We start from the raw sequence: 12,898 nt of genomic DNA, 5'->3' as shown, positions 1-12,898 counted from the left end.
TTAGCAGATATCTATCTACACTAAGAGGCCTATATTTCCTGAGCAAAGAGAAACGATTATATGCTTAAAAGTACATTAATTCAAATACCCTATCATCTCATAGAATAACCTTTTGAGTTGCCCCTTCTTTAATCGTGTACTTCTTTTCCTGCCCTGATTTTTTTATTGTGATCACTAATTTTCCCGGAGCTGTTCGTGTAACTTCTATATCGAATACATTTCCAAACGAATGAATATTTCGCAAGGCCATTTGATTCCATTCTTTCGGCAAGCGAGGTGTGCAGGTGAAACTATTGAAGCCGGTCGGTCGCATACCAAAGATACCTTCTGTATAAATGCGGCAATACAAACCACTCTCTGCTGATAAATGACGTTGATTGCCTTCAGGATATGCTTCAACTGCATAGGGAACATGTTCGCCGAGTAACCTTCTGCGTGAAAAGTATTTTAGAAAAGCTAAGGCTTTTTCTGTTTCACCTGCTGCAAAAGCACCTCTTAAACCATACAAAGTAGAGCGATCCCAAAATGTTTTATTGCCTGCCAATGAAGCCAAGCCATCTTCCGTCCATAAACGAGGCGAGAACAATGCAGCAATGGTACCTGCTTTGCGTTCGAATATATCAACCGTTAATGGTGTAGTGATCCATGCACGTAACGTATCATTTCCTTTGTAATAGCGATACGTTTCAAAGCCATCGACTGTTGCTCCAAAATATTTTTCAATATTGGTACGCAGTGTTGCAGCTTCCTGTTGATATTGTTTCATTTGCTTAACAGGTATACCTAAAAGTTTACCAAGATATGCGGCCGATATCAATGCATCATAGTACAAAGAGCTCGTGTTAAGATTCGCTTTTCCTGCGGGAAATCTTCCTTCCAATTCATCACTATCAGAATACACTACTCCTTCTGCTGTTACTTTTCGTTTAAGATATTCCAGACACCATTCGATCAATGGCCACAATACTTTTGCTGAATCAACATTTCCATACGCCAGTGCATAACGTCCGGCACCATAAGCAATCATAGCCATATCTCCTCTGTCTTTTGCGCCTTGCCATACTCCTGCTCCTTCTGCAATAATAGAACTTGGAATAGCTTTGTACTGCGGGTTCATGTATTTCGCAAACATGCGGAACGAATTCATTGCCGACTTATTCCCAATTTCATCTCCCAGAAAAGCAAAAAAAGGATTGATGTATTCGGCCTGATCATTTGCCCAAATAGCAGCATAATAACGTAAGCCACCGGGGCCATGCATGTAGCCGCCCTTTGTGTTATAAATACTTTCTGTACCACGAATTTTTGCAAATGCAAACATGGTATTCAAAATTTTATCTGGTGTTTCAAGGATCAGGTTTGCTGTCATCTGTTTTACACGCATCTCCCTTGCATTTTCTTCTTTGTTGATGTCAACTGTAAGCAAAGGCTCCGCTGCTCTTGTAGCCTGATACGTTATTGCAAATACAGCACTATCCCCCGGCTGTATCGTTTTTAATCCTGCACCAACCGTTGAGATAATAAAATGATGCGGACCATTACTTGTGCGTTCGGCTGATGGACTTACTTCCCGTTTGAGATAGTCCATGTCCACACGGATCGGTTGTTTACCGGAATTGGTAAATACCAGTTTTTCAATGGCAACTGCTTTATCTACTGAAGGAAAATAAATACGCCTGAGTAATAATCCATCTCTTCCGATTTCACTATTGATTTGCATGATGCCGTTATGTGTGATGCTGATAACTTTCTCCTGCATATCTGTTTGTAATGATGCATTATGTACACCTGCCTTGAATAACCTGTCGTTAATATAAATTCTTGGGAGATCATTATCTTCAACGTTATACGTCATGTGAGCAATGGTACGCTGCGGCAACAATCTAAAGGAAGGAAAAACCATTGTACGAGACAGCTTTGGTTTGGCACTGCTGTCAACTCCATACTGCATCCACATCGCTACCTTTTCTCCGGCCATTTCAATATGATCGCTATGCGGTATCCTTCCATTGATCGTCCACTGAATACTTCCATCAGGTTGTATTACCCAGCGATCATTTTGCTCAGCTAGTGTATACGACTGGGCACTTACACCAAAACTCATGACCATTAAAAGAAAAACAAACAGAATCCGCATAAAAGTGCATTGATGATGTTGCAGCAATAGAAAAACTTGCTGATTAACTAACTTTAGCGAAGTTCTTCCAGACAGGGGAAACCACGGGTATTTTATTGGCTTATTATTCAACTATTCTGGCATGCCTGTTCATATCATTAAAAAAAGTCGGAATCTTATACCTGAATTTATTGTATCACTTTATCTATAACTACCATGTTAAAAAAACGAGTTGCTTTTACATCGTTCATTATCGTTCTTGCGTTTCAGCTGCTTTCCGTAAGTCACGGAGTTTTCCATTGGGAATCTTCGTTTCTGAAAGTAAATAAAAACGGAAGCATTAGTTACAAGGCCGATGAAAAAGGGAATGCGATTCCTGATTTCAGCAGAGTGGGTTTTTATGGAGGAGATAAGAAAATTCCCGATGTATCAATCGTTAAAACCGTATCCCCAACCGGCACGGATAATGATGAACGTACAATTCAATCTGCCGTTGATGAGGTGGCAAAGCTTCCATTGGATAAAAACGGTTTTCGTGGAGCGATCTTATTAAAAAAAGGAACGTATAAGATTCCTCAGAGTATCCGCATATCTGCCAGCGGAATTGTACTTCGTGGAGAAGGCGATCAACCGGAAGGCACAAAACTTATTTCTACTGCAAAAAAGCAAGTATCGCTGATCACGGTTGCAGGAAACGGCAGTATCAAAGAAGTAAAAGGCAGCCGGGTAAAAGTAACCGACGCTTATGTTCCTACAGGAACATTTTCGTTTACCGTTGCTGATGCCAAAAAATTTAAAAAAGGCGATAAGATCATTCTCTTCCGGCCAGGCACACAAAAATGGATCGATGATTTAAAAATGAATCAGATTGAAGAACGTCCGGGCACCAAACAATGGCGGGCAAAAGAATACGATCTATCGTTTGAACGCATCATCACCAAAATTGAAGGCAATAAAATTTCGATCGATAATCCTGTAATGATGCCGATGGAAACACAATATGGTGGTGCAGAAATCTATAACTACAGTTTTGAAGGACGTATCAAACATGTTGGCGTTGAACATATTTATTTTGAAAGTGAATATGAAAAAGACACTTCTGAAAATCATGCATGGAATGCAGTTGCATTCAGTAAAATTGAACATAGCTGGGTTCGTAATGTAACAGCAAAATATTTTGGTAATAGTTGTGTAACCCTTGATGGAAGTGCAAAAAATATTTCTGTATTGAATAGCAATTGTTACGATCATAAATCAGTGATTACAGGAGGCCGCCGGTATTCGTTCAATAATGACGGTCAGTTGAATCTGTTTATGAATTGTAAAGCAACAGACGGAAGACATGACTACGTAACAGGTGCAAGAACATGCGGCCCGAATGTTTTTTACAACAGTACAGCTGCCAAAACACATGCTGATATTGGACCACACCACCGGTGGTCAACAGGTACATTGTATGATAACATTACGACCGATGGTGAAATTAATATTCAAGACCGTGGTAATTGGGGAAGCGGTCATGGCTGGGTTGGTGTAACGCAGGTTGTTTGGAACTGTACAGTGAAACGAGCCGCCGTACAAAACCCATGGGTATCGGGTAAAAACTATTGTATTGGTTTGAAAGGAGAAAAATATGATGGTCGCTTGAAAGGCAGACAGGATGCTGAATGGGAAGGCCAGAATAAAGATGGATTGCAACCAGCCTCGTTGTATGTAGCACAATTGAAAGCACGAAACGCCAAGCCTTAATACAAGAACATTTACTTCTTAATTATAGATGTTAAAAAGGTGCATCATATTACATGATGCACCACGACCCGAAAACTGCTGCTATACGAAAACTATTATGATACTAATGTACCGTCATTAATTTCGTTTTATTGAATTCTTCTTGGCAAAGCATTCAGCAATATTAACATGATTGCTTCCCTTGCGAATCATCAATTGCTTCTTTCCTGTGATTTGAAAAATAACAGCATTTCATTTTTCATTTCTTTACTTACCGCAGCATACTTTTTATCATTTGCCACATTCACTGTTTCTAACGGATCCGTTTCATAATCATATAGCTCGGTGGCAACTAAAATTTTTTCGCTGAAAGGACGATTGCTTCGGAAATCATTTCCCATCCATACTGTAAAACGATATCGTTGATTGCGAATAGAATAACCCATTAAACCCGTACTGCTATATCCTAATTGAGCAGCTTGTTCTTTTTTCATACTTCGTGGATATTGGCTTACTGCAAACTCTTTCACTTTTACATCCGGATTTTTCATAACTGCTACCTGACTTTTTCCATCCAAATGAGCAGGCACGTCAATCTTAGCCAGGTCGCAAAGTGTTGGAAAAATATCCACAAATTCAGAACTCGAGTTTGTAACCGAAGGCTTTATACCCGGCGCCGAAATAATCATCGGCGTGCGGGTTGCCTGCTCAAAGTTCGAGTGCTTGCACCACAGATTATGATCACCCAAATGCCAGCCATGATCGCCCCACAGTACAATAATGGTATTTTCAGTAAGTCCCAGCGAATCGAGTGTGTGAAGTAAAATACCTACCTGTGCATCCATGTATGAAACAGCTGCATAATATCCGTGAATCAATTCCTTTTGTTTATCGTTTGGCAATGTAATACCAAACTCTTTTTGCCTAGTCGTTTCGATTATTTGTGGAATATCAGTGTAAGCACGTATTTCACCCACATCATGAAAAGCGATATCAACTGCGTTCAACGATTTTTCCTGATGCGCAGCAAGTGGTAACTTATCTCGGTCGTACAGATCCCAATATTTTTTGGGTGCCACAAAAGGGAGATGTGGTTTTGAAAAACCAACGGCAAAAAAGAACGGTTGATTTTTTTGTTTTAACTGAATCAGAATATCTTTTGACTGCAACGCATTGGCACCATCGCCATATGCATTATCGGGCACATCAACACACTCTACCGTTGGCCGAACTTTGCTAACAACAAAATCATTCAGCTCTTTTTGGTTCAATCCTTTTGCAAGTCCTTCTTTTTGATATTTTTCTGCTAATTCTTTTGTTTCTTTTGACTGATACCGACCAAGAGCAGGCCTTCCGTTTTCAGGAGTATAATATTTATTGTTAGTTGAGTAATATGGTACTGTCCAGGAAGGAGCATCTAAATCATCATCTACACAACGGGGATCATAAACTTTCCCAATACCTTGGGTACTATATCCGTTCGCAGCAAAATGCTGGGGCATGGTAAGAATGTTGGGATTCATATCCCGCATCTTAGTTTTTAAATCCCATACTTTGGTATAGTCGGGTCGCATGCCGGTCATAATGCTTGCACGTGTGGGACCACAAACAGCCTGCTGACAATAATTTGATCGAAACATAGTGCCTCGTTTTGCAAGGCGATCGATATTGGGTGTTTTAATCATGGTATCACCATAGCAGCCCAATAGTGGTTTTAAATCATCGATAGCGATAAATAATATGTTCGGCTTAGGTTCGGCTGTTTGTGCAAGTCCAACATACGCTACCGAAATAAAAAAAGCGAGTACTATAAATATTTTTTTCATAATGCTTTATTTGAAAAGTTAACGGCTAACTGTTCTTTCACTTGTTCGATATTTCTGAAGCAGTTGTTTCATTTCTTTTACTATTTCAGGATATTTTTCGAACAAATTCACCCGTTGCTCCGGATCATCTTTCATATTGAAAAGAATTCCTTCGGTAGAAAAATCGGTATACCCTCTTAGCTTTTTAAAAGATTCCGGCATTTCACGTTGGCTGCCGGTTGAATTATTAATATAGAGCCAATCTCCTTTGCGAAGTCCCCATCTTTCTTGGTGGGTGTTATGTACTGTGGCTTCCCTGAGTGGCGATTTGTATTGCTTTCCAGTTAACACTGCTGTTAGATTATAACTATCGGGTGCCGCTTTTTCATCTAAATCAATTCCTGTAATCTTGGCAAGTGTAGCCATTACATCTACCTGTGAAATTACTTCATGTGAAATCGAACCGGCTTTGATATGTCCGGGCCACTTAAAAATAAAAGGTACGTGATGACCACCTTCGTACACATCCTGTTTCAAACCACGATCATTGCCCATGCTGAAATGTCCAAACTTCTCTGCACGTTCCCATGCATACCGTTCCGTACCATTATCGGCACTGAAAATGATGATGGTGTTTTCGTCCAGCCCTTTATCTTTTAAGGCCTGCAATACTTGCCCTGCTACCCAGTCGGTTTGAAAAACAAAATCGCCATAAGCACCTGCTTTCGATTTATTATCAAACTCATCGTTGGGAATAATCGGTGCATGAGGTGATGGCAGGGGTAAGTAAAGAAAGAATGGTTCATTTTCCTTTCGGTTGTTAATCCATTCAACAGCCTTTTTAGTAAGTGTAGGCAATACATCGTATGGATTCCAGTCTTTTACTTTTGGCCCCGGTCTGAATTCCCAGTTTCCCTCTTTGGTTTTGAAACCGATATTGCTTTCAAGCATAGTTTCTGTTGGATACTCCAGGAAACGATCATTTTCAATCCAGGCATATGGGGGGAAATTAATGGTACCATCGCCAAAGTAATAATCAAAACCACGTGAAAGCGGGCCACCTTTAACCGGCTTACTCCAATCAATGTCCTGCGGTTGGTAATATTTAACCTTTTTCCCGAATTGTTCAGTTTCGGCTGAAGGTTTATTTTTAAATTCCCAATCCCATCCCAAATGCCATTTACCAATACAAGCGGTTGTATAGCCTTTGGTTTTTAATACCTGGGGCAACGTAATATCCGAATCTTTAAAAAAAGGTTTACCAAATGAACTTACAATACCATGTTGCCTTCGCCAATGATACGTGCCGGTGAGAAAAGCAAAACGACTGGGCGAGCATATACCGGAGGAACTGTGTGCATCGGTAAAACGCATCCCTTCCGATGCCAGCTTATCGAGATTAGGTGTGGGAATTTTTGAATCTGGATTTTGGCAATTCAAATCACCATAACCCATATCATCAGCATAAATGATAACAATGTTAGGCAGCTTTGCTTTTTTCTGATTTCCCTGTGCCATTATTGTTAACGCCACAAAAGGAGCCAGTGCCATGAGAAGTTTTTTCATACCATTATTTTTTAAAAATTTGCTTTGAAAATATTGTTTACTGCATTTTAAAAACCGAGCGGGCAAAGGCATACATCTTCATCGTAATATCTTCATACCTGTCAGAACCGCCTTTACCATAAAAAGCATGCACATAATTTTCATAGATATTTTTTTCTGCACGCCCTCCTTTTTTCGATACAGCATCGCAAAGTGCAACTGATTGCAAATAGGAAATGGTGAAATCAGCCGTACCATGAAAAACAATCACTGCAGGAATGTTTGCAACTTTTTCCGGAATAGCATGAATAGGTGAAATAACCGTACGGTTTTCCTGCTTTGGATATTCCTTCAGATAAGGAGAACTTCTTCCGAACGTTCCCTGAAGATTACCAGTGAAATCATAAATTCCATTGCAGCCCATAAAGAGTTTGCAACCGTTCCCGTTGTGTTTCATAGCAGCTAACGATGCTAACGGAGTTCCTGCCGAACCGCCTGCGTAACCAAAACGTGTCATATCTAATCCCCATTCTGCAGCATGTGCTTTTATAAATTCAAACGCATCCGCCATTTCCTGCATACCCTTATTAAAAGTACCGCCTTGCGACATGAGTGAATAACTTATTCTTACTCCTGCAATACCCCTTGATGCTAAATAGGTCGATTGATTGTGAAACGAAGTGAGTGTGCCATTTGCCCATCCGCCTCCATGTACATAAATAATAAATGGATGCGGACCTTTGGATTGTTTAGGAATATCCACTTCCATATACAGCGAAAAAGTATCGTACGTTTTATATGTAAACTTCAACGTAGTGCATTCCGCATAATCTTTTTCACTGATTAACTCGGGCTTGTAACGGGCAAGAACTGTATAAGCATCTGCAGGCAATGCGCTGCAACCTCCTTCGATTAACGGGCAAATTTTAGCTGAATCTTTCAATGCATAATTCCCCTCCGAACCCGTTAAAGCCATGCCGTACCGGTTTTTCTGAGCAAACAGAAATGAGTGACTGCAATTGAATAAAAAAAACAGCAACAACATACATTTTGCTGAGCTTGTTTGAAAATTTACACTACGCATAATCTTTTACTTTTATAATCATCATGACATGTGTTTTATTTGATTGCAACGATCCAACGTTGAATAATATTTTCTATCATTAACGAATAGGCTTCATCTGTTTAATTTCAAATTCTTTTTCGGGCATTAAATACACTTTGATTTTTTTTGTTTCGTTCGCCGGCAAATCAAATTCAAACCCAAACAATGAAACTCCGGGGTTGGGCAATTCGAATGACAATGTTGGGGTTGCCGGTTTAAAGTACGAACGAAGTTGAATTGCACCGTCAATCTTTACAAATAGTTTTTTATCCCCGAAGATCAACAAGAATGTATTCGGCGAAATTTCAGTTACGCTCGATGCCTGGGTGGTCATGTTCCATTTAATCGTTGCCGGCTTATCATTTGCAGCAATATTATCTTCCACCAACACATACGATTTATCAATTAAAGCCACCGTTCTTTTCGCTTCTTTTAAAGTATGGGTAAATAAGGTTGACAAGTTGGAACGAACGAACATCAAATTTTCATCATTCGAAAATTGTTCGATCAGCACATTCCCACTTACCAAATGTTTTTCGTTGTTTATTGTTAATGTGTTGTGTGCAGCATTTCCAATTCGAAATACATCCCAACGTTGACTTTCCTGTGCCCTATTAAATAAAGCAATTCCATTTTTTTCCAATGTTTCGTATTCGTGCATACCCAAATCCAACCCCCATTTCACGCCCTGCGCTTCGAAGTAAAATGAACCGCCATCCATGTGTGCATGATTCACTGAAGGTGAACCACCTTTAAAACCAAGATACAATGCATCCTTATCAGTCCATGAACTACGCATCACTGCAACAGGTGTTTCACTTTTGGTGACCCACATCAATTCCTTCGGTTCTACGGTAGATGAAAATGAAGCTTTTGTTGGCACACCCCAAAGTATAGCCAGCGGAAATAATCTGTCCTTCACAAAGTTTTGTTTACGATCTGCCTGGTATAGCTTGTATTGGTTAAGCAGCAGCTTGGGATCGTTGGTTTTACTGTAAAACCAAAACACTGCGGGTTGCAGATTTGCTTTTATTCCACAATCGGAATGTGCGAAATGTTGAAGTGTAGGCGTTATCATCACCTGTGAGAAAAATCCGGTTTGCATAAATCCGGGCATAGCCGCAAGTCCAAAGTTGTTCTTGTAAATTTTTTCAATCGCATCTAAAAACAAACAATTAAAGGTTGTTCCATAGGCCCAATAACTCACCCCTTCTGGATAAGAACCATCAGGAGCATATACTTTCATTGTATTGGGCAATGATTTGATAGAGCGGTTAAGTAACCGAACTGCGAACTCCGGATTTTCTTCATACACGGCTAATGCACCTAACGAAATCCCTGCATTGCAAACCTGATTCCAGTTATTATCTCTATTTAGCCATGAGTTGTTTTTAGTTAGCAGCGAGAGGTTTAATCCTTTTTCAATAATGGCCGTTTTTATTTGTACACGATTTTCTTTGCTCAACAAATCATAATTCCAATCGTACCCTATTGCTAAAGCCAAGGTCATTTCTGCCACGTCCAAAAAATGACTCGGATTCCAATCAACAAACGAAGCTGCTTTCAACATTTCCTTCACTGCCCTGTCGGAATATTTTACATCACCCGTCATGCGATACGCATAACTCAGTGAAAAAACTTTATGGAGTACATCTCTGGAAGTGCCTAACAATCTTCTTCCAATCATTACCCTTTCATTTACGGGTTGCGCCAGCATTTCGTTCGACTGTTTAATCACTGCTTCGTGCATACTTGTCCAGGCTGCGTCTTTTTTAATATTATTCAACAGCGTTTTTTCGTCGCCTTTTAACAAAAACAGACGGGGATGATCTGGAACATTCATTTGCACAGAAATTGAATCCTGTGGAGTAGTGCCAATTTGTGCTGATCCGCCATAATGGAACATCGCTGCCAATAAAACCATTATTATTTTATTCATATATTCTACGATTATCAATCCTTGTAATAAGAATTGTTAGGCACCAAACACATCGTCTCAATTCATTCATTTCACGCTGCCAGTATTTTTATCTGGTGGCTGCTTTTATAACTTTCGAAATATAAGATGCAAGTAACTCATATCCTTCAGGTGTGTAATGAACATTTCTCGGTTTTGAATTTTGCGGATGAATGGTCAGCGAGGCTGTATATAAATCAATGACTTCAATGCCGTTTTTTTTCATCACTTCCTGCGCAACTGCGTTGTATTTCGCAGGATCCTCTACTTTTCTACTAGATGAATTTTGCGGCACAGTAGTGGTTGTAACAAAATAGAGTTTGGCAGTGGTTTCACGCAGTATGCCAACAATGGTTTCTAAATTTTTTCTGTACTCTTCCAATGGAACAGAAACTTTACCGTTCACTACATCGTTCTTATTAGCCGAATCTTTATACATCATATCATGCAAACCGAAATTGAAAAGAATGACATCCCACTGCCTGTTATCCAACCACTTTTCAACACTTGCCACACCTCTTACTGTTGATCCCCCATTACCCGGATTATGGGTTACCAAAATGTCGGGAGCCAACGACTTTTCTAAAAAAGGTGTGTAGCCCATCGATATAGAGTCTCCAATAACAAGCAGCTTTTTAGCCTGCTTTTGTGCTGCCGCAACGCAGATCAAGCAACTGATTAAAACTCCAAATAGTTTAAAGGAAATGTACTTCATGTTTAGATTTATTTAAATGGTATTCAAGTTTCAGCATTCATAACATGCACTTCTCTTCTCCCGAAGCCATGCTTTCATTTTGGTATTCACTCCAATACCTTTTCTTTGGTAAATGCATATTTCCAATCATCTGTTATATACGCTGTGTTTGACTATATTATATTTCACGAGTAACAACCAAATGCTCATCTTATTTTCACGTCCCTGAACATATACATGTTATCGCTAATCCGCAGCGTTTTGCCGCTTATAGTCGTCACGTTTCTCAGTACAACTTCCTTCGTTTTTACATAAGGAAACTTCTCCTGACACGAATCATCTTTCATCTTAGGATTGAAATTTGAAAAAATAGCAGGTCCTTGATAATCTGCCGGATGTTTCGAGTCGTCGATTCGCAAGTTTTCAATTGTAATTCGTTCCGGCATATAACAGGTGTAACCGAAATCATGCTGACCAGAATACGATCCGCTGATCAAACTGGCACTGGAAGTTTTGCCGCCGGCAGGAACGAAAACACAGTTGCGAATGATGAGCTCTCCCTGCCACGTACTACCGTAATCGTTGCGTAGATTGACGAAGCTTCTGCTGTAGACGGTGGAGTTCTCCACGATAAACTTTCCGCTGCCAATTGCATTGATTCCCTGATGCCCTAATGTAGAGTTGCGGATAGTTGCATTTGCAACGCCTTGATGTGCATCAAATCGGGAAAATGTACAACTGTCGTACAAAATATTTTTACAGAAATTGGAGCCCATGATTCCCCAGTACTTGTTATCGTTGATATCGTTTGTTTGGCGACAGTTTACGATTGAAACATTCAACGCTCTGGATGGAGAAAGGTCATAGCTGCCCATAGAAACCGGAACGCCTGCGTTACCAATTGTTTGATACACTTTATGTCCGGTGAGCAGCGTGTTCTGCACCCTTACATTCGAACAATCTCTGATAGTAATAAAGCCGGCATAAGGCGCTCCCTGATCTCCCTCACCTGTAACACGATGTTCAAGCCCTGATAGAATTACATTGGAACGTTTGATGATAATGCCCCGGCTGTAATACGTGTATTTCGATTCTGCTCTGTTGGCTATTGTAGTGAAACGTCCACCTGAAATGGTCAACGTTGTCTCATCAATGGGAAGAGCTGTAATGTCAGTAATTTTTTCAAAATCCCAAATGATCGGGGCATTCATATCAACGTTCCCGTTTTTATCCACCATGAAAATATCTGTTTGTGAAGAACCATTGTTTTGATTCGCTCCAAAACGGATATAACGTTTTACGTTTGTATCGGTAACAGTTATCAAACAAGTGCCGGGCAATGACGCATCAATTTTCGTTTGATTTTTTTTAAGTGATGAAATGCCTTTGAGCTTGAACGGTTGCTTCATCGAACCAATGAGAAAGATATGTGCTTCCCGGTTTTCAACATTGGTATCATCAATGATAAAAGCTGCTTTACCGAAATCTGTATTTGTTTGAACAACTGCTGTACGGTTTTTTCCACCAATAAAATAGGTGTATCCATCATCTGCTTTTACAGGAAGGTTATGCTGATTGGCGTAGGCATGTGTTGCAGCAATAGCATCGATGTCGTCTGCTTTTCCATCGCCCTTAGCACCGAAATCACTATAGCGCACCAATCCATTCGTTTTAAATCTAGCAACATCTTTTGGTGAAACATTAATCAGTAATTCCCCTTTTTCATTTGTTTGCACACTGGTTTTATTTTGCGTTGATGTGATCACCACATTTTCAACTGTGCTTTTCGGCTGTGCATTTGCAATAGACAATACACTTGTAAATAAGAAGAAAAATGAGAGAATGTGTTTTATAGTATAAAAACCATATCTGAAATCAGCAGAAACAAGAGAGCGATATAAAACTTCTTTACACATAAATATAATTTACCAAATTATCATCATCGTTC

8 protein-coding genes are annotated in these 12,898 nt (G+C 39.8%); 1 reads left to right on the top strand and 7 read right to left on the bottom strand.

Annotated features, from left to right (window positions below):
• Positions 1-97: 97 nt before the first annotated feature.
• Complete coding sequence (locus tag WG989_RS11915; RefSeq protein WP_340429662.1) at positions 98-2,137, bottom strand: glucosidase family protein; 2,040 nt, start codon at positions 2,135-2,137, stop codon at positions 98-100.
• 195 nt (positions 2,138-2,332) lie between these two features.
• Between WG989_RS11915 and WG989_RS11910 the strand changes: the two genes are divergently transcribed.
• Positions 2,333-3,865, top strand: a complete 1,533-nt coding sequence (locus tag WG989_RS11910; RefSeq protein ID WP_340429661.1) for a hypothetical protein — start codon at positions 2,333-2,335, stop codon at positions 3,863-3,865.
• A gap of 191 nt (positions 3,866-4,056) precedes the next feature.
• Here WG989_RS11910 and WG989_RS11905 read toward each other — a convergent pair whose 3' ends face one another.
• From WG989_RS11905 to WG989_RS11880, 6 genes are all read right to left on the bottom strand, one after another.
• Complete coding sequence (locus tag WG989_RS11905; RefSeq protein ID WP_340429659.1) at positions 4,057-5,670, bottom strand: sulfatase; 1,614 nt, start codon at positions 5,668-5,670, stop codon at positions 4,057-4,059.
• A gap of 18 nt (positions 5,671-5,688) precedes the next feature.
• The gene (locus tag WG989_RS11900) at positions 5,689-7,215 is read right to left on the bottom strand and encodes a sulfatase family protein (protein ID WP_340429657.1); all 1,527 of its coding nucleotides are present in this window, start codon (positions 7,213-7,215) and stop codon (positions 5,689-5,691) included.
• 37 nt (positions 7,216-7,252) lie between these two features.
• Positions 7,253-8,170 (bottom strand): alpha/beta hydrolase, encoded by a 918-nt coding sequence (locus WG989_RS11895; RefSeq protein ID WP_340429655.1) that lies wholly within the window; start codon positions 8,168-8,170, stop codon positions 7,253-7,255.
• 187 nt (positions 8,171-8,357) lie between these two features.
• A complete protein-coding gene (locus tag WG989_RS11890) occupies positions 8,358-10,238 on the bottom strand; it encodes a heparinase II/III domain-containing protein (RefSeq protein WP_340429653.1) in 1,881 nt (626 codons plus the stop codon).
• A gap of 88 nt (positions 10,239-10,326) precedes the next feature.
• Positions 10,327-10,971: an SGNH/GDSL hydrolase family protein gene (locus WG989_RS11885; protein ID WP_340429651.1), complete on the bottom strand. Its 645-nt coding sequence runs from the start codon at positions 10,969-10,971 to the stop codon at positions 10,327-10,329.
• 185 nt (positions 10,972-11,156) lie between these two features.
• On the bottom strand, positions 11,157-12,866 hold the full coding sequence (locus WG989_RS11880; protein ID WP_340429649.1) for a pectate lyase family protein: 1,710 nt from the start codon (positions 12,864-12,866) through the stop codon (positions 11,157-11,159).
• Positions 12,867-12,898: the final 32 nt, after the last annotated feature.

It is taken from the genome of Lacibacter sp. H407 (assembly GCF_037892605.1).
GTDB lineage: Bacteria > Bacteroidota > Bacteroidia > Chitinophagales > Chitinophagaceae > Lacibacter.
This window is presented reverse-complemented; position numbering and strand designations above follow the sequence as displayed.